This is a genomic window from Streptomyces sp. NBC_01334, from assembly GCF_035983595.1.
Lineage (GTDB): Bacteria > Actinomycetota > Actinomycetes > Streptomycetales > Streptomycetaceae > Streptomyces > Streptomyces coriariae.
This window is the reverse complement of the sequence record NZ_CP130718.1, coordinates 3019720-3037837: the sequence shown is the minus strand read 5'-3', so window position 1 is coordinate 3037837 and position 18118 is coordinate 3019720. Positions and strand designations below refer to the sequence as shown.

Sequence of the window (18118 nt, the reverse complement as noted above, 5' to 3'; positions counted from 1 at the left end):
CTGAATAAGGGCGTGACGCGGCTCACAGGGTTGGTGAGCCTCGCCTAACTTATCCAAGGCTTACCTGCGTAATACCCGCCCGTGCAGTGATTCACCTCTCATAGACACCGTATGAGCACGAGCCGATCACGGTGACTCAAACTGGACCCCAAGGGATGGTCAAAGGAGATTCAAAGATTCCGCTTCGGGGTCACCAGTACGGCTCCGGTCCGAGGGTGCGGAAGCACCTCGACCGGCTGGTCGTAGACCTCCGAAAGCAGCTGCTCGGTGAACACCTCGGCCGGCGGACCGTCCGCCGCCACCCGTCCGGCGCACAGGATCGCGACCCGGTGCGCGTAGGCGGCGGCGAGCCCCAGATCGTGCAGCACCACGACCACCGCGTCCCCCTCGCGCGCCCTTTCCCGGCACAGCCGCAACACCAGCTCCTGGTGTTTCAGGTCCAGGGCGGCGGTCGGCTCGTCGAGCAGCAGCAGCGGCGCGCGCTGCGCCAGCACCCGGGCCAGCGCGACCCGGGCCCGCTCGCCGCCGCTCAGCGCGGAGAAGGGCCGCGCGGCGAACCCGCTCACCTCGGTGGCGGCCATCGCCGCGGCGACCGTGCGTTCGTCCTCGGCGGGGGAGGAGGCGTGCGGGGCGCGCCCCATCCGGACGACCTCCTCCACGGTGAACGGAAACGAGAGCGCCGCCGCCTGGGGCAGCACGGCCCGCCGCAGGGCCAGCTCCGGTGCGGTCCACTCCGTGGCCGGACGGCCCAGGATCCGCACGACCCCCCGCGCGGCCGGCAGATCGGCGGCCAGCGCACCGAGCAGCGTCGACTTCCCGGCCCCGTTGGGCCCGACCAGCGCGAGCACCTCGCCGGCCCGTACCTCGACACCCACCCCCCGAAGCACCTCCCGCCCCCCGAGCCGCACATGAAGCCCCACGACCTCAGCAAGCAGATCCCCGGGCGCCACACCCTCGGGGGCCGAAACCCGACGACGAAGAAGCCTCATGAACGAATCCTCCAAAAACCAACGAAGCCCGCCGAGCGGCCGGCCCGGCGGACGATTGCTTGAACTTGCGCTGCGCTGACGCTTGACGGCTGGGAGCTGAGGGGCTGAGGACTGGATGACGGATGGCCGGTGGCCGGGGGAGGGCAGGGTGCAGCCCGCCCTCCAGGGGCGCGGGGAACTGCGCGACCGACCACAGCCGACCGGCAGGCGCAGGACGGCAGCCCTCCGACGGCGCATCCGCGCACCCCGGAGGGACAAGCGGCTGCGACCCGCGGATGGGCCGGGGGCGGCCGGCCGGGGCGCGGCCCGCCCGCCCCCCGGGGGCGCGGGGAACTGCGCGGCCGTCCGCAGACCGACCCGCACCCGCTCGACGACAGGGGGCCCCGGGGCGGCGGAGCCAGGCAGCGGACGGGTGGGCATCAAGCCCAACCCCCTTGACGGCGCCGCGTCCTGCGCAACAGCCAGAAGAAGAACGGACTCCCGAGCAGGGCCGTCAGGACACCGAGCGGAAGCTCCGCCGGCACGGCGACCGTGCGGGCCGCGAGATCCGCCGCAAGCAACACCACCGCCCCCAGCAACGCACTCCCCGGCACCAGAAACCGGTGCCCCGGCCCCGCCGCCATGCGCAGCAGATGCGGGACCACCAGCCCGACGAAGCTGATGATCCCGGACACGCTCACCGCGGCCGCCGTCAGCAACGCCACCACCAGGATCAGCACGATCCGCAGCCGCTCGACGTCCACGCCCAGATGCCGGGCCGGCCGCTCGCCGAGCGCCAGCAGGTCCAGCCGGCGCGAGTGCAGGGGCGCGAGCGCGAGCCCGAGCGCAGCACAGGGCAGGACGGCGAGCACTTTCGGCCAGGTCGCCTGGGACAGCGAGCCGAGCTGCCAGAAGGTGATCTGCTGGATCGCCGCCGTGTCCGCGAAGAAGAGGCACAGCCCGATCAGCGCGCCCGCGAAGGCGTTCACGGCGATGCCGGTGAGGATCAGCGTCACCACCTCGGTGCGGCCGCCGGAGCGTGACATCACGTACACCAGCAGGACCGTGCCGAGCCCGGCGGTGAACGCGAAGGCCGACACCGTCCAGTTGCCGAGGAAGTTCAGGCCGAACGCGATCGAGGCGACCGCGCCGACCGCCGCGCCGGAGGAGATCCCGATGACGCCCGGCTCGGCGAGGGGGTTGCCGAACACGCCCTGCATCAGCGCGCCCGCGCACCCGAGCGAGGCGCCGACGAGCAGCGCGAGCACGATGCGCGGGAACCGTACGTTCCACAGCACCGACTCCGCGACCCGGTCCAACTCGTGGCCCCCGAGGCCGGTTCGGTGCTGCACGGAGGAGAGCACGTCCCCGACCGGGACCGGATAGGCGCCGAGCCCGCCGGCCACCGGCACGAGCACCAGAAGGGCCAGGACCAGCCCGGTGGTCAGCAGCCAGACGGTGCCGTGTCGCGTCCGGCCGGCCCGGGGAGCGAGGGCGGTCTCGGCGGTCTCGGCGGAGCCGCCGGTGTCGGCGGGCTTGTCCAGGACGGTCATGGCCGAAGCTTAGGTTAGCCTAACCTTCTCACGCCATGGCTCGGCCGTCCCGGCCGGCCGACGGTGCTTCAATTCCCCGGTGACTGATTACGACGTGCTCCGCGCCTTCTGCGCGCCGAACGGCGGCTACGGCAATGAACTGGGCGTGGTCCGCGAAGGTTCGGTGCTGCCGGACCGCGAGGACCGACAGGACCTCGCGGCGAAACTCGGCTTCGGCGAGACGGTGTTCGTCGACGACCCCGAGCGCGGGATCATCGACGTCTACACGCCCACCCGGCGCCTGTCCTTCGCGGACCACTCGTGCGTGGGCGTCGCCTGGCTGCTCGACGTGCCCGAACTCGTCACGCCGGCCGGCGCCGTGGGCACCCGCCTGGACGGCGAGTTCACCTGGATCGAGGCGCGCGCGGAGTGGGCCCCGCCGTGCGTGTTCCACCGTTACGCCACCGCCGCCGAGGTCGACGACCTGCCCGTGCCGCCGGCCGGCGACTGGATCTACGCCTGGGCCTGGGAGGACGAGCCGGCCGGCCGGATCCGCGCCCGAGGCTTCCCCGGCCGCGGTGACGGCGTCGACGAGATCGAGGCGACGGGCGCGCCGGCGCTGCTGCTCACCGAACGGCTCGGCCGTGCCCTGAACATCACCCAGGGCGCGGGCTCCCAGATCCTGACGGCCCCGCAGCCGTACGGGTGGGTGGAGATCGGCGGGCGGGTGTTCCTGGAGCGCTGAACCCTAGGGCCGGTCGCGGGCGTCCGCGTACTTTTACACGGCCGTACGGGTGGTCTGGCGTGTGTGCGAGAAGACGAACGGGGACCTCTGGGCGTGACCACTGAGCCCCGTGAGAGGAACGCCATGCGTATCCGTTCAGTTCTGGCCGCAACCGTCCTGGGTATCGCCCTCGCCGCCACCGGCGCGACGACCGCCACCGCCGACGAGGGTCCCCGCCAGCACCACGAGGAGTCTCGCGAGCACCACCACTTCGGCGGGGACGAGGGTGTCTGCAGCCCGTACATCGGCGCGGTCGACACCTCCTCGGCCGACATCTTCTGGGCCGGCAAGCACTGCGACCGTTTCTGATCAGGCGCCGGGCCCCCTCGCCGTGACTGCGGCGAGGGGGCCCGCTCCGTCTCCGTCCGCCGCGAAGCCGGTTCACGCCGAGAGCGAGAACTCCTCGCCCAGGGCCCGGAAGACGTCGGTGTTCAGCGCGAAGGCGCGCTTGCACTCGCTCACGATCCGCTGCTTCTCCAGGTCGTCCGCGCGCACCCCGTCCAGCAGTTCCCGGTAACCCCGCTTGAAGGCCGCCGGGTTGCCGATCTCCTCGAAGACGTAGAAGCGGACGCCGTCGCCCTTGCGCTCGAAGCCCCAGGTCCGCTCCGCCTTGTCGCGGATGATCTGCCCGCCGGAGAGATCGCCCAGGTAGCGCGTGTAGTGGTGGGCGATGTACCCGGCGGGCCAGCGCTCGGCACACTCCCGCACCCGCGCCGCGTACGCCTCGGTCGCCGGCAGGGCCGACGCACCCGACCGCCATCCGGCGCCCCGCAGATGCGCGAGATCCCGCTCCAGCGCCGGCAGCCGGAACAGCTCGGGCCGGATGAAGGGTCCGGCCGCCGGGTCCGAGGCCAGCCGCTCGGCGCCGGCCTCCAGTGCCTCGTAGACGAACCAGAGCTGCTCGGTGTAGCGCGCGTACGCCTCGACGCCGAGCCTGCCGCCGAGGAGGTCACTCATGAACGTCGAGGTCTCGGCCTCCACGTGCTGCTCGTGGGAGGCCGTGCGGATGAGTGTCGAGAACGAGTCCATGCCCACATCCTTTAAGGTAAGGCTTACCTAAGTCAATGGGTTTGCCGACGCCTTGTCGGTAAAAGCGTACAAGAAAAGACCCGCCCCCAGCAGGGAGCGGGCCTTCGGTCGCGTCACGGCAGCGTGAGGATCTCCGCGCCCGTCTCGGTCACCACCAGGGTGTGCTCGAACTGGGCCGTCCGCTTGCGGTCCTTGGTCAGCACCGTCCAGCCGTCGTCCCACATGTCGTACTCGTGGGTGCCGAGGGTCAGCATCGGCTCGATCGTGAACGTCATCCCGGGCTGGATGACGGTCGTCGCGTGCGGGCTGTCGTAGTGCGGGATGATCAGCCCGGAGTGGAACGACGAGTTGATCCCGTGCCCCGTGAAGTCCCGCACCACGCCGTACCCGAACCGCTTGGCGTACGACTCGATGACCCGCCCGATGATGTTGATCTGCCGGCCGGGCCGGACCGCCTTGATCGCCCGCTCGAGGGACTCCCTGGTCCGCTCCACCAGCAGCCGTGACTCCTCGTCGACGTCCCCGACCAGGTACGTGGCGTTGTTGTCGCCGTGCACCCCGCCGATGTACGCCGTCACGTCCAGGTTGACGATGTCGCCGTCTCGCAGGACCGTCGAGTCCGGGATGCCGTGACAGATGACCTCGTTGACACTCGTGCACAGGGACTTGGGGAAGCCGCGGTAGCCCAGCGTCGACGGATAGGCGCCGTGGTCGCACATGTACTCGTGCGCCACCCGGTCCAGTTCGTCGGTGGTGACCCCCGGCGAGATCAGCTTCGAGGCCTCCGCCATCGCCTGCGCGGCGATCCGGCCGGCCCGGCGCATCGCCTCGATGGTCTCGGGCGTCTGCACCTCCGGCCCGGTGTACGGCGTCGGCGCGGGCTTGCCGACGTACTCGGGGCGGCGGATGTTTCCGGGCACCGAACGGATGGGGGACAGCTCCCCGGGGACGAGCAGCGACTGGCCAGACATGCCAGTGAGTCTAACGAGCGGCCATGGGGGAACATGTCGATGGCGAAAGGAGCCGTCATGCCCCTGTTCAAGAAGTCGACCGCCGGCAAGCCGGGCGAGTGGTACTACTGCCTGGAGCACAAGAAGGTCGAGGAGGGGCCGGAGTGCCCGGCCAAGGACCGATTCGGCCCGTACGCCAACCGCGCGGAGGCCGAGCACGCGATGCAGACCGCCCGCGAGCGCAACCTCCAGTGGGAGAACGACCCCAAGTGGCACGACGCCCCGGCGGCCGGCGCCACCGACGACGACTGATCACCCGATCTGATCACACGACCGATCACCCGGCCGATCACACGTCGAGCGCCGGTGCGGCTGCCGACCGCTCGTCGCGCAGCCGCGCGGCGTGTTCGTTCGTGCGCACGTCGTACGTCATCAGTCCCGGCAGGCACAGCGCCAGCAGCCCCACCGCGCCCACGCACAGCACCCCGCCCGACCAGACGGACGTCCGCACCCCCAGCCAGGCCGCCAGACCGCCGCTGCGCACCTGGCCGACCGTCGGCCCCACGGAGTAGGACAGCAACTCGATCCCGGCGAGCCGCCCGCGCAGCTCGTCCGGGATCGTCTGGTTCCACATGACCCCGCGGAAGATGCCGCTGACCATGTCGAAGCCGCCCGCGAGGGCGAGGCAGAGCAGCACCAGCCAGATGTTCCCGGCGAGTCCGGCGGCGGCGATCGCCCCGCCCCACAGCGCGGCCGACAGCACCACCATCCGCCCGTGCCGGTGCACCCGTGAGGTCCAGCCGCTGGTCAGGCTCACCAGCAGGGCCCCCGCCGGCACCGACGCGTACATCAGACCCAGCGACCACTCGGCGTCCAGATCGTCGGCGAGGAACGGCAGCACGGCCAGCGGCATGGCGAGGAACATCGCCGCGAGGTCGACGGCGTACGTGCCGAGGAGCTCCTTGCGGCCCCAGGCGTACCGGGCGCCCTCGGCGATGGCCTTGAGGGAGGGCCCGGCCGCTTCGCGGGCGGCGGGGGAGGCGGCGATGCGGACCACCAGGGCGACCGAGACGACGAAGGTGAGCAGGTCGGCGGCGTAGGCCCAGCCGAGGCCCGCGTACGCGACGACGACACCGGCGAGGGCCGGTCCCGCGACCCCGCCCACGGTCCACCGCAGCGAGTTCAGCGCGGTCGCCGCCGGCAGATGCTCATGGGCGACGATCCGCGGCCACAGCGAGTCCAGCGCGGGCCGCTGGACGGAGACGAGGGCGGAGGAGAGCGCGGCGACGAGGTACAACGGCCACACCGCCGGCCCCGGCATCAGCGCGTTGACCAGCAGCACCGCGCTGAGCAGCCCTTGCCCGGCCTCCGTCCACACGATGAGCTTGCGCTTGTCCCAGGCGTCCGCGAGGGCCCCGCCGTACAGGCCGAACACCACGAGTGGCACCAGCTCCACGGCCCCGATCGCCCCCACCGCCGCGGCCGATCCGGTCAGCTCCTTCAACTGCACCGGCAGCGCCACGAAGGTGAGGAAGCTCCCGAAGTTCGACACCGTGCCCGAGACCCACAGCCGCCGAAAGTCCCGCGAGGCCCGCCAGGGGGCGAGATCGGGGAGCAGCGCACGCAGACCGGAGGGAGCGGCAGGCGCTGCGGCGGGGACATCGTCGTCGGTCACGAGGGGTCATGCTCGGGCGGGAGCGGAGCGAGGGGCAACTGCTTTTCGGGGAGCCCTGCGGGCGGACCGTGGGCCGGCGGGGGTGGGCAGGTGGGTGGGCAGTCACCAAGGGGGAGGGGGCGGTGCCGTGAGGCGTTCGGCGAGGTGGGAGAGCCGGTCGGCGAAGCGCCGGCGTCCTCTCGTCGGGGGCAGCGTCTCGCCGGCGGCCGCGCTCACCAGATGCTGCACGGTGTCCAGGTCCAGCTCGGAGCCGTCCGGCACGGCCAGCGCCTCGTGGGCCAGGGCCGTCAGCTCCTCCTCGCCCGGGCCGAGGGCCAGGATCATGACGCCGGCCCGCCGGGCGTCCGACACCCGCTCGAGGAGCGGCGCGTCTCCCGACGGCGACGCCACCAGCAGCGTCTCGCCCCGCCGGGCCGCCTCGATCCGGCCCAGGCCGACCGCGAGATGCGCAGGGTCGGAAGGACGCGCGTCATGCCGTACGAGGGTCGGCGCCAGCTCCGGCGTACCCGACCACGCGGCCTCGTCCACCAGATGCGCCGCGAGATGCCAGGGCTCGTACGCCGCCGTGCCCACCAGCAGCAGCCCGCCCCCGTGCGACACGACCGACCCGCGTAGCACCCCGGCGAACCTCCGGGTGGCCCCCAGCCACGCGGTCCCGGCGAGCACCTCACGCAGCAGTGCGACCCTCACGGCGTCCATGCGGCCGCATCGTGCCGCAACCGGCCGCCGCCCGCCCGGGGTTCGCCCCTCGTTCACCCGACATGACGAAGGGCCGCTCGGCACGCCCACGTAAAGTCGGCCCATGACCTCTACCGACAGTGCACACAACGCCGCCGCGGCCGCCCCGGCGAAGGCCCCCGCCAAGGACCCGTGGGACCTCCCCGACGTCTCCGGACTGGTCGTCGGCGTGCTCGGTGGGACCGGCCCGCAGGGCAAGGGTCTCGCCTACCGGCTCGCCAAGGCCGGCCAGAAGGTGATCATCGGTTCGCGTGCCGCCGACCGTGCCCGGGCCGCCGCCGACGAGCTCGGACACGGTGTCGAGGGCGCCGACAACGCCGAGACCGCGCGCCGCAGCGACATCGTGATCGTCGCCGTACCGTGGGACGGCCACGGCAAGACCCTGGAGTCCCTGCGCGAGGAGCTGGCCGGCAAGCTGGTCGTCGACTGCGTCAACCCGCTCGGCTTCGACAAGAAGGGCGCCTACGCGCTGAAGCCGGAGGAGGGCAGCGCCGCCGAGCAGGCCGCCGCCCTGCTGCCGGACTCCCGGGTCGCCGCCGCCTTCCATCACCTCTCGGCGGTCCTCCTCCAGGACCCGGAGATCGACGAGATCGACACCGACGTGATGGTGCTGGGCGAGGAGCGCGCCGACGTGGAACTCGTCCAGGCGCTGGCCGGCCGGATCCCCGGCATGCGGGGTGTCTTCGCCGGGCGGCTGCGCAACGCCCACCAGGTGGAGTCCCTGGTCGCCAACCTGATCTCCGTCAACCGCCGCTACAAGGCCCACGCCGGGCTGCGCGTCACGGACGTGTGAGCGCATGGGGGACACTGGTCGGAGCAGCCCAGCAGTGTCCCCCGACAGGAGAAACCGGACCCATGTCCCCCCTTCCCCCGCCCGGCCCGGCCCGGCGACTTCCCCCACCCGGCCCGACCCGGCGACTCGCCCTCTACACCCTCGTCGTCTGCGTACTCGCCGTGGCCGCGGCGGTCGTCTCCTTCGTCCAGGGCAGCCTGCTGGGCATCGTGTGGGTGCTGCTCGCGGGCCTGTCCTCCAACATGACCTGGTACTACGTGAGGCGGGACAAGCTGCGCAGGGCCGCGGGGGCCGACGTCAGCGGCTGACCGCGCAGAACTCGTTCGCGTCCTTCCAGAAGCGGTACAGCGACTGACCGCAGTACGTCTCGACGTCGCCGATCCCGAGAGCGCGCAGCACCGCGTCGACCATGTCGAAGAAGACGCCGTTGACGGCCGGCACCCACAGCAGCGCGAACACGAACAGCAGCCCGAACGGCGCGAACGGCTCCACCTGGCGCTTGACGTCGTACGACAGCCAGGGCTCGATGACCCCGTAGCCGTCCAGACCGGGTACCGGAAGGAAGTTCAGGATCGCCGCCGTGACCTGGAGCAGGGCGAGGAAGGCGAGCGCGAACCGGAAGTCGGCCGGCACGCCGTCCAGCGCGTCCAGCCAGAACGGCGCCGTGCACACCACCGCGAACAGCACGTTCGTCAGCGGACCGGCCGCAGAGATCAGACTGTGCCGCCACCGCCCCCGGATCCGCGCGCGCTCGATGAAGACCGCACCGCCCGGCAGACCGATCCCGCCCATGATCACGAACAGCACCGGCAGCACCACACTGAGCAGGGCGTGGGTGTACTTCAGCGGGTTGAGCGTGAGATACCCCTTCGCGCCGACCGAGATGTCACCGCTGTGCAGGGCGGTACGCGCGTGTGCGTACTCGTGCAGACACAGGGACACGATCCAGGCGGCCGTCACGAACAGGAACACCGCCACGCCCGGCTGCTCGGCGAAGCCTGTCCAGGTCGCCCAGCCGGTGACCGCCGTCACGGCCAGGATCCCGAGGAAGACGGGACTGATCCGCCGCTCGGCACTGCGGGTGGTGGCGGTGGTCATGGGGCCCCCTGAGCTCGTACGCGTGTGTGGAACTGCCCGACCGTACCCGGCCCGGGCAAACCGGGAAACGTCTCGTGGCCGACCCTCGGTTCCTGGGACACGCAACGTACGGGCACCCGGCGCGCGCCACCCCGCCGGAACCCCGTGACCGACGTCGATCCCACCGGAGAGAATGGACCCCGTGCGCTACCGCATCCTCGGCACCACCCAGGCACTCCGTCCGGACGGCGTCCCCGTCGCCGTCGGCGGAGCGCGGCTGCGCGCCCTGCTGGCCGTGCTGGCGCTGCGGGCCGGCCGGAGCGTTCCCGCCGGGATGCTGGTGGAGGAGGTGTGGGCCGGTGACCCGCCCGCCGACGCGCCGGGTGCGCTCCAGGCGCTGGTCGGCCGGCTGCGCCGGGCCCTCGGGGCGGGCGTGATCGACTCCGCCGAGGGCGGCTACCGGCTGGCCGCCGCACCGGACGACGTCGACCTGCACCGCTTCGAGCGGCTGACCGCCGACGGCGTCCGCGCGCTCGCCGACGGCGACCCCGCCAAGGCGGCCGTCGTCCTCGACGACGCCCTCGCCCTGTGGCAGGGGCCGGCCCTCGCCGACCTGCCCGACCGCGCCGTCGAGGCGGCCCGCTGGGAGGCCCGCCGCCTCGACGCGGTGCGCGCCCGGCACACCGCCGCGATCGCCCTCGGCCAGGCCGAGCGTTCGCTGCCCGAACTCACCGCCCTGTGCGACGCCCACCCGCTCGACGAGCCCCTCCAGGCCCTGCGGCTGCGCGCCCTGCGCGAGGCGGGCCGCACCGCTCAGGCGCTGGCCGCGTACGACGAGGTCCGCCGGCTGCTGGCGGACCGCCTCGGTACCGACCCCGGCCCCGAACTGCGCGCCCTGCACACGGAGCTGCTCGCCCCCGGCGATCCGGTGAGCCCCGGCGAACCGAGAGGTCTCGGCGCTCCGGGAGGCGCCCGGAAACCGTCCCGTCCCGTCGGGCCCGCGGGCCCGAGCGGGGCGCCCGCACCGGCGTCCCCCGCCCTGCCGCCCCCACCCCTCGGCAACCTCCGTGCCCGCCTCACCTCCTTCGTCGGCCGGGAGGCCGACATCGCCGCCATCCGGGGGGACCTCGCGAGCGCGCGGCTCGTCACCCTGCTCGGGCCCGGCGGGGCCGGCAAGACCCGGCTGTCGCAGGAGACCGCCGAGACCGTACGGGACACCGCTCGCGACGGCGTCTGGCTGGCCGAACTCGCGCCCGTCGCCGACCCGGACGCCGTGCCGCAGGCCGTCCTCACCGCCGTGGGAGCCCGCGAGACCGTGCTGTACGGCGCCGGCGCCGAGGAGATGCGGGTCGCCGCCGAGCGCCACGACGACCCCCTGGAGCGTCTGGTCGAGCACTGCGCCCGCCGCCGCATGCTGATCGTCCTCGACAACTGCGAGCACGTGGTCGAGGCCGCCGCCCGGCTCGTCGAGGAGCTGCTGGCGCGCTGCCCCGAGGTGACGGTGCTGGCGACCAGCCGTGAGCCGCTCGGTGTGCCCGGGGAGGTGCTGCGCCCACTGGCTCCGCTGCCGGAGCGGGTGGCGCTGCGGCTGCTCGCCGACCGGGGCGCGGCCGCCCGCCCCGGATTCCGGCCCGACGCCGACGACGACACCGCGGCGGCCTGTGCGGAGATCTGCCGTCGGCTCGACGGCCTGCCGCTCGCCATCGAGCTCGCCGCCGCCCGGCTGCGGATGCTGACGCCCCGCCAGATCGCCGACCGGCTCGACGACCGCTTCCGCCTCCTGACCTCCGGCAGCCGGACCGTCCTGCCCCGCCAGCAGACCCTGCGGGCCGTCGTCGACTGGTCCTGGGACCTGCTCGACGAGGACGAACGCGACGTCCTGGCCCGCCTTTCGGTCTTCGCCCGAGGCTGCGACCTCGCCGCCGTCGAGGCGGTGTGCGGCCCGCCGATCCCTGACCTCCACGAGGGGCACGGCGCCTGTGAGGGTTACGACAGCCAGGGCGCGAGCGGTTCCGGCGCACCCCTTGCCTCGGGTGGTTCTCCCGATCCCTTCGAGGGGCACGGCTCCGGCGAGCGGCACGACTTCCGTGACGGGCGTGACTCCCGTGACGAACGCGGCGCCCGTGGCCCCCTTGCCTCGGGTGGTTCTCCCGGCCTCCGGGACGCGAGCGAGCCTCTCGGGGCCCGCTCCGCGCTCGAGCTGCTCGCCTCGCTGGTCGACAAGTCGCTGGTCGTCGCCGCTCCGGATCCCCGGGGTGACATGCGCTACCGGCTGCTGGAGACCGTCGCCGAGTACGCGGGCGAGCGGCTGGACGAGTCGGGGCGGCGGGCGGCGGCCGAGCGGGCGCACCTGACGTACTACCGCGAACTCGCCCGCACCACCGAGCCGTTGCTGCGCGGCCCCGGGCAGCGGGACGCCATCGACCGCTTCCAGCTGGAGTACGAGAACCTGCGCACCGCGCTGGGCCGCGCCGTCGCGGCCCGGGACGAGCAGGAGGCGCTCTGCCTGACCCTGTCGCTCGTCTGGTACTGGCAGATGCGCGATCTGCGCATCGAGGCCCGCACCTGGTGCGTCGAGGCCATGGCCCTGAGCCCCGACCCGTTCGCCGAACCGCTGCGCCCGGCCGCGCCGGTGTGGAAGTCCTGCATCGACGCCCCGCCGCCGATGACCGGCGAGGTCCTCGCGGAGGCCCGGCGCGGGGTCCATCTGGCCCATCTGGCCTGTATGGACACCGAGATGGAGGCCTGGCAGACCTCGACGTCGCAGGCCAAGCTGCGGCTGATCGCCGAGACCTACGAGCCCGGCCTGCCGCAGACCTGCCGCGCCCCCGGCCTGCTCTGGTTCTTCGCCGTGATGATGACCGGCGCCCCGGACCGCATCCGCGCCATCATCGACGCCAACGTCGACACCTGCCGTCGGACGCCCGGCTACGAGTGGGAGCTGGCCTCCTGCCTCCAGCTGCGTGCCAACATCCTCGCCAACCGCGCCGACTGGGCCGGGAGCGCGTTCCGCGACGCGGCCGAGGCCCTGGAGATCTTCCAGCGCCTGGGCGACGCCTGGGGCACCGCCGAGGCACTCTCGGCCCGTGCCGAGGCGCACGAACGCCTGGGCGCGTACCTCGAGGCCGCAGCCGACTACGAGGGCGCCATCGAGCAGGCCGAACGGCTCGGCGCCCGCTCCCAGTCCGCGGTCCTCGCCGCCCGGCTGGGCAGCGCGCTGCTGGAGGCAGGCGACGAGGAGCGGGGCGAACGCGTGCTGCGCGAGGTGATCGCCGGCGAGGAGCGCGCGGTCAACGAGGCCATGCACATCGCCCGCCTCTTCCTGGCCGGCTGGCTGGCCGCCACCGGCCGCCGCACCGAAGCCCGCGAGCAACTGAACCTGCTGCGGGAGGAGTTCGACTTCGGCCACTTCGCGGTCTTCCACTCCTTCATCCTGGGCGCGGAGGCCTGGCTGGACGCGGTCGACGGCCGGTCCGCGCAGGCCCTGACCGGCATCCGGGCAGCACTGGAACGGGCCACGGATCCGCTGTCCGTGGCCATCGCCCCGCAGATGCGTTCCTTCTATCTCTTCATCGCCGCGACCGCCCTCGTCGGCGTGGACGGCGGCAGCCGCGCCGCGGACGCCGCCCGCTGCCTGGGCTCCGCCGACACCCTGCTGCCGCCGCGCCACGTACCCCCGCGGGTGGAGCGCGTGGCGCGCGACCTGGCCATGGCCCGGGCGCGCGGTGTGCTCGGCGACGCGGAGTTCGAGAGCGCGTACGCTGAGGGCGGTGGCCTCTCCTACGAGGAGGCCACCGCCCTGGTGTGAATCGGCCTGATGCGTCCCGGCGCGTCCTGCCGCGTCCCGGCGCGTATCGCCGCGTCCCGACGTGACCCGTCCGGCGGCCGGCTCAGGTCTTCGTGCGGAACTTGTGGATCGCGACCGGCGCCATCACCGCGGTGAGCCCGATCGACCAGGCCAGCGTCACCCACAGGCCGTGCGCGACCGGCCCGCCCACCATCAGTCCGCGCGCCGCGTCCGCGAGCGAGGACAGCGGGTTGTACTCGGTGAAGTTCTGGAGCCAGCCCGGCATCGACTGGGTGGGGGCGAAGATCGACGAGCCGAACTGGAGCGGCATCAGCACCAGGAAGCCCATCGCCTGCACGGACTGCGCGCTCTTCATCATCACGCCGAGGGTGAGGAACACCCACATCAGCGCCGAGCCGAACACCGTGGCCAGCCCCACGGCGGCGAACAGGCCGGGCCAGTTGGTGATGTCGAAGCCCACCAGCACGGCCACCACCACGAGGATCACGCACGCGACCAGCATGCGCATCAGCTCTACGACGATCTTGGCGAAGAGCACCGAGCCCCGTCCGATGGGCAGCGACCGGAAGCGGTCCATGACCCCGGAGTTGAAGTCCGTGTTGAAGCCGGTGCCCACGCCCTGCGCCATGTTCATCCCCATCATGGCCAGCAGCCCGGGAATGACGTACTGCACGTACGCCTCCTGCCCGCCGCCCAACGACTGCCCGATCGAGCCGCCGAAGACGTACACGAACAGCAGGGTGAAGATCACCGGGAAGAGGACCGCGTCGAACATCGACTCCGGGTCCTGCCGGATCCACAGCAGGTTGCGGCGGATCAGCGCACCGGTGTGCCGGAGGTGGCTGCGCAACGGGATGCGCGCGTCGCCTGTCGTGCTGATGTCGATCGTGGCCGCGCTCATACGGCGACCTCCTCGCGGGTCTCGGTGGGCTGGGCGTCCTGCGGGGCACTCGCCCGGTGGCCGGTGAGGGACAGGAAGACCTCGTCCAGGCTGGGCAGTTCGGTGGTGAGGGAGGTGAGCGTGATGCCGCGCGCGCTGACCGCGCCGATCACGGCGGTCAGCTGCTCGTCGCTGAGCACCGGCACCAGGACGGAACCGCGCTCGGCGTCCACGACGGTGGTGGCGAGCCCGGTGATGCCGAGCTCGTCGAGCCAGCTCGCCAGCGGCCGCAGCTGAAGCGGGTCGGCGGGCCGTACCCGCAGCGTCCGACCGCCGACGCGGGCCTTCAGCTCCTCGATGCCGCCGCCGGCGATGACCTTGCCCCGGTCGACGACGGTCAGCTCGGAGGCGAGCTGCTCGGCCTCCTCCATGTACTGGGTGGTCAGGAGCACGGTGACCCCGTCCCCGACCATCGCCTTGACCTCGGTCCACACCTCGTTGCGGGTGCGCGGGTCGAGCCCGGTGGTCGGCTCGTCCAGGAACAGCACCTGCGGCCGGCCGATCATCGACGCGGCGAGGTCGAGCCGGCGCCGCATACCGCCGGAGTACGTGCTCGCGGGCCGCTTGGCGGCGTCCGTCAGCGAGAACCGCTCCAGCAGCTCGTCGGCCCGGATCCGGGCCTCCTTGCGGGGCAGGTCGAGGAGCCGCCCTATGAGGTACAGGTTCTCCCACCCGGGGAGCTTCTCGTCCACGGAGGCGTACTGCCCGGTGAGCCCGATCACCCGGCGCAGCTGCCGGGGCTGGCGTGCGACGTCGTAGCCGGCGACGGTCGCCTGCCCGCTGTCGGCGGCCAGCAGGGTGGACAGGATCCGCACGAGGGTCGTCTTCCCGGCGCCGTTCGGTCCGAGGACCCCCATCACGGTTCCGGCCCGTACATCCAGATCGACGCCGTCCAGTGCCTTGGTCTCGCCGTAGTGCTTGACCAACCCCCGAACGGTCACAGCGCTGCCCGCGCCACTGGGGTTCTTGTCGATTCGCGTCATGACAGGAACTCTGCCGACCTCCACCGACAAACCACCGACAGGACGCCGACAGCACCGACATCCTCCCGACAGTCACCGGCGCAAAAGAGCGCAGCCCGCCGACGGGGGAAGATCGGCGGGCTGCGGTGGTGCGGAAATGGCTCAGTGGACGCTGTGTTCGTCCAGCGGGAACGTTCCGCCGACGACGTCCTCGGCGAAGGCCTTCGCCGCGTCGCCCATGACCTCACGCAGGTTCGCGTACTGCTTGACGAACTTCGGCACCCGGCCTCCGGTCAGCCCGAGCATGTCGGTCCACACCAGTACCTGGGCGTCCGTCTCCGGCCCCGCGCCGATGCCGACGGTCGGGATGTGCAGCACCCGGGTGACCTCGGCGGCCAGCTCGGCCGGAACCAGCTCCAGCACCACCGCGAACGCGCCCGCGTCCTGCACGGCCTTCGCGTCCCGCAGCAGCTGCTGGGCCGCCTCCTCGCCGCGTCCCTGCACGCGGTAGCCCATCGCGTTCACGGACTGCGGGGTCAGGCCGATGTGCGCCATGACCGGGATGCCGGACTCGACGAGGAGCTCGATCTGGCGGTGCGAGCGCTCCCCGCCCTCCAGCTTCACGGCCCCGACCCCGGCCTCCTTCACCAGACGGGTCGCCGAGCGCAGCGCCTGCACCGGTCCCTCCTGGTAGGAGCCGAACGGCAGGTCGCCGACGATCAGCGCACGGCTGGTGCCCCGTACGACCGCCGCCGACAGCATGGTCATCTCGTCGAGGGTGACGGGCACGGTCGTCTCGTACCCCAGATGGCAGTTGCCCGCCGAGTCGCCCACCAGCATCACCGGGATCCCGGCCTCGTCGAAGACCGAGGCGGTCATCGCGTCGTAGGCGGTGAGCATGGGCCACTTCTCGCCGCGCTCCTTGGCGAGGCCGATGTCGCGAACAGTGATACGGCGTGTGCCCTTGCCTCCGTACAGCGCCTTGCTGCCGTCGGGGGCATTCGTGTGGGCAGCCGAAAGCTGCGTCATTGCAACGGCTCCTTCGTCATCTCGAGGCGCCCTCACGGCGTCCCCGGACCACCACCCATGGTGGCACTTCGTGCCAGGGAGGGCCAGAGCGCCCCCTGTGGGTAAAGCCTCAGTAAGAAAAACGGTAAGAGGAATCGATACGAGACGGTCTCGTATCGGAAGTGCCCTACGCTCGACGCCATGACTACTCCTGCCGTCCCCACCGCTCCGCGGATACCGGAAGCGGTGCACCGGCGTCGTTGGGCGATCCTCGGTGTCCTGATGCTGAGCCTGCTGATCGTGGTGCTCGACAACTCGATCCTGAACGTCGCGATCAAGACGATCTCGACACCCGCCCCGACCGGCCTCGGCGCCACCCAGAGCGAGCTGGAGTGGGCGATCAACTCCTACACGCTCGTCTTCGCGGGACTGCTGTTCACCGCCGGTCTCCTCGGTGACCGGATGGGCCGCAAGAAGGTCCTGCTCGGCGGGCTCGCCGTCTTCGGGATCGGCTCCGCGCTCGCCGCGGAGTCCGGCTCGCCGGCCCAGCTCATCGCGTTCCGTGCGCTGATGGCCGTCGGCGCCGCCTTCGTGATGCCTGCCACCCTCGCCGTCCTGATGAACGTCTTCGAGCGCGAGGAGCAGCCCAAGGCGATCGGCATCTGGGCGGGCGGTGTCGGGCTCGCGATCGCCATCGGCCCCATCACCGGCGGTCTGCTCCTCGACCACTTCTGGTGGGGCTCGGTCTTCCTCATCAACGTGCCGATCGTGCTGATCGCGGTCGGGCTGATGCTGTGGCTGGTGCCCGAGTCGCGTGACCCGAACCCCGGTCGCGTCGACCTCGTCGGCGTCGTCCTGTCGGTCGTCGGCCTGGTCCTGCTCGTCTACGGCATCATCAAGGGCGGCGAACTGGCCGACTTCACGGACCCGACCGTGCTGGCGACCATAGCGGCCGGCCTGCTCGTTCTCGTCGCGTTCGTGGTGTACGAGAAGCGCAGCGACCATCCGTCCGTCGACATGGACTACTTCAAGAACAAGGTGTTCTCGGCCGCGATGGCCGTCATCACGCTGGTCTTCTTCGCGCTGATGGGCGTCACCTTCTTCTCGGTCTTCTACACCCAGAGCGTGCGCGGCTACTCCCCGCTGCAGTCAGGTCTGCTCCTGCTGCCGCTGGCCGCCGCCCAGCTGATCTTCGCGCCGCGCGCCCGGCTGGTCGTCGACCGCTTCGGGGTCCGGGCCACGACCACCGGGGCGATGGTCGTCCTCGCGGCGACCCTGGTCGCCTTCGCCACGCTGGACGCCGACACCCCGATCTGGCTCCTGGAGATCGTCTTCTTCTTCATGGGCACCGGAATGGCCCACGTCATGACCCCCACCAGCGTGGTCATCATGCAGGCGCTGCCCCGGGAGAAGGCCGGCTCCGCCTCCGCGCTCAGCAACACCTTCCGCCAACTCGGCGGCGCGCTCGGCATCGCCGTGCTCGGCTCGGTGCTGTCGGCGTCGTACCGCAGCGGCATCGAGGGTCACCTCGGCACGCTGCCGGCGGCCCTGCGCGACACCGCGGGTGAGTCCATCGAGGCGACGCTCGGGATCGCCGCGAAACTCGGCGACCAGGGCAAGGTGCTGGTCACCCCCGCCAACGACGCCTTCCTGCACGCCATGCACATCACCGCCCTGTGCGGGGCCGGGGTCGCTGCCGTGGGCGCGGTCGTGGTGGCCGTGTTCCTGCCGGGCAGGCCGAAGCCCGCGACGGAGGACGCGACGGAGGAGGGGGAGTTGGTGCGGACGAAGCCTTAGAGGGTGGTGGCCGGGGCGGCCGGGAGTCGCCGCCCCACCGTCCTCCGGGCGACAATT

General features: G+C 72.1%; 17 protein-coding genes. 7 read left to right on the top strand and 10 right to left on the bottom strand.

Annotation, left to right across the window (positions count from 1 at the left end; translation table 11 throughout):
* Nucleotides 1-170: 170 nt before the first annotated feature.
* Both OG736_RS13805 and OG736_RS13800 read right to left on the bottom strand, forming a co-directional pair.
* A complete protein-coding gene (locus OG736_RS13805; RefSeq protein ID WP_327182698.1) occupies nucleotides 171-989 on the bottom strand; it encodes a heme ABC transporter ATP-binding protein in 819 nt (272 codons plus the stop codon).
* A gap of 419 nt (nucleotides 990-1408) precedes the next feature.
* On the bottom strand, nucleotides 1409-2521 hold the full coding sequence (locus OG736_RS13800) for a FecCD family ABC transporter permease (protein ID WP_327182697.1): 1113 nt from the start codon (nucleotides 2519-2521) through the stop codon (nucleotides 1409-1411).
* Between the two features lie 79 nt (nucleotides 2522-2600).
* Here OG736_RS13800 and OG736_RS13795 point away from each other — a divergent pair, with 79 nt between their 5' ends.
* Nucleotides 2601-3245, top strand: a complete 645-nt coding sequence (locus OG736_RS13795; protein WP_327182696.1) for a PhzF family phenazine biosynthesis protein — start codon at nucleotides 2601-2603, stop codon at nucleotides 3243-3245.
* 123 nt (nucleotides 3246-3368) lie between these two features.
* Complete coding sequence (locus OG736_RS13790) at nucleotides 3369-3593, top strand: hypothetical protein (RefSeq protein ID WP_327182695.1); 225 nt, start codon at nucleotides 3369-3371, stop codon at nucleotides 3591-3593.
* A gap of 72 nt (nucleotides 3594-3665) precedes the next feature.
* Here OG736_RS13790 and OG736_RS13785 read toward each other — a convergent pair whose 3' ends face one another.
* On the bottom strand, nucleotides 3666-4313 hold the full coding sequence (locus tag OG736_RS13785; protein WP_327182694.1) for a biliverdin-producing heme oxygenase: 648 nt from the start codon (nucleotides 4311-4313) through the stop codon (nucleotides 3666-3668).
* A 113-nt stretch (nucleotides 4314-4426) separates the two neighbouring features.
* Entirely contained in the window at nucleotides 4427-5284 is an 858-nt protein-coding gene (gene map, locus OG736_RS13780; RefSeq protein ID WP_327182693.1) for a type I methionyl aminopeptidase, read from the bottom strand.
* 57 nt (nucleotides 5285-5341) lie between these two features.
* Between map and OG736_RS13775 the strand changes: the two genes are divergently transcribed.
* The gene (locus OG736_RS13775) at nucleotides 5342-5575 is read left to right on the top strand and encodes a hypothetical protein (RefSeq protein WP_327182692.1); all 234 of its coding nucleotides are present in this window, start codon (nucleotides 5342-5344) and stop codon (nucleotides 5573-5575) included.
* 37 nt (nucleotides 5576-5612) lie between these two features.
* Here the strand turns inward: OG736_RS13775 and OG736_RS13770 are convergent, their stop codons facing one another.
* Nucleotides 5613-6938: an MFS transporter gene (locus OG736_RS13770; RefSeq protein WP_327182691.1), complete on the bottom strand. Its 1326-nt coding sequence runs from the start codon at nucleotides 6936-6938 to the stop codon at nucleotides 5613-5615.
* Nucleotides 6939-7040: 102 nt separating this feature from the next.
* On the bottom strand, nucleotides 7041-7637 hold the full coding sequence (locus OG736_RS13765; RefSeq protein WP_327182690.1) for a hypothetical protein: 597 nt from the start codon (nucleotides 7635-7637) through the stop codon (nucleotides 7041-7043).
* 103 nt (nucleotides 7638-7740) lie between these two features.
* Between OG736_RS13765 and npdG the strand changes: the two genes are divergently transcribed.
* Together npdG and OG736_RS13755 are read left to right on the top strand one after the other, a co-directional pair.
* Entirely contained in the window at nucleotides 7741-8469 is a 729-nt protein-coding gene (gene npdG / locus OG736_RS13760) for an NADPH-dependent F420 reductase (RefSeq protein ID WP_314224069.1), read from the top strand.
* A gap of 62 nt (nucleotides 8470-8531) precedes the next feature.
* Nucleotides 8532-8777 carry a hypothetical protein gene (locus tag OG736_RS13755; protein ID WP_327182689.1) on the top strand — a complete coding sequence of 82 codons (246 nt, stop codon included), beginning with the start codon at nucleotides 8532-8534 and terminating at the stop codon, nucleotides 8775-8777.
* Here OG736_RS13755 and OG736_RS13750 read toward each other — a convergent pair.
* The gene (locus OG736_RS13750; RefSeq protein WP_327182688.1) at nucleotides 8767-9567 is read right to left on the bottom strand and encodes a site-2 protease family protein; all 801 of its coding nucleotides are present in this window, start codon (nucleotides 9565-9567) and stop codon (nucleotides 8767-8769) included. The genes OG736_RS13755 and OG736_RS13750 overlap by 11 nt on opposite strands.
* Nucleotides 9568-9739: 172 nt before the next feature.
* Here OG736_RS13750 and OG736_RS13745 point away from each other — a divergent pair, with 172 nt between their 5' ends.
* Nucleotides 9740-13354 carry an AfsR/SARP family transcriptional regulator gene (locus tag OG736_RS13745; protein ID WP_327182687.1) on the top strand — a complete coding sequence of 1205 codons (3615 nt, stop codon included), beginning with the start codon at nucleotides 9740-9742 and terminating at the stop codon, nucleotides 13352-13354.
* Between the two features lie 82 nt (nucleotides 13355-13436).
* Here the strand turns inward: OG736_RS13745 and OG736_RS13740 are convergent, their stop codons facing one another.
* The 3 genes from OG736_RS13740 to panB form a co-directional block, all read right to left on the bottom strand.
* Nucleotides 13437-14255: an ABC transporter permease gene (locus OG736_RS13740; protein ID WP_327182686.1), complete on the bottom strand. Its 819-nt coding sequence runs from the start codon at nucleotides 14253-14255 to the stop codon at nucleotides 13437-13439.
* Nucleotides 14252-15277 (bottom strand): ATP-binding cassette domain-containing protein, encoded by a 1026-nt coding sequence (locus OG736_RS13735; RefSeq protein ID WP_327182685.1) that lies wholly within the window; start codon nucleotides 15275-15277, stop codon nucleotides 14252-14254. Before OG736_RS13735 ends, OG736_RS13740 begins: the two co-directional genes overlap by 4 nt.
* A 141-nt stretch (nucleotides 15278-15418) precedes the next feature.
* Complete coding sequence (gene panB / locus OG736_RS13730) at nucleotides 15419-16285, bottom strand: 3-methyl-2-oxobutanoate hydroxymethyltransferase (RefSeq protein ID WP_314224063.1); 867 nt, start codon at nucleotides 16283-16285, stop codon at nucleotides 15419-15421.
* A gap of 180 nt (nucleotides 16286-16465) precedes the next feature.
* On the opposite strand from panB, the gene OG736_RS13725 reads away from it, so the two are divergent.
* Nucleotides 16466-18061, top strand: a complete 1596-nt coding sequence (locus OG736_RS13725) for an MFS transporter (protein ID WP_327182684.1) — start codon at nucleotides 16466-16468, stop codon at nucleotides 18059-18061.
* Nucleotides 18062-18118 lie beyond the last annotated feature (57 nt).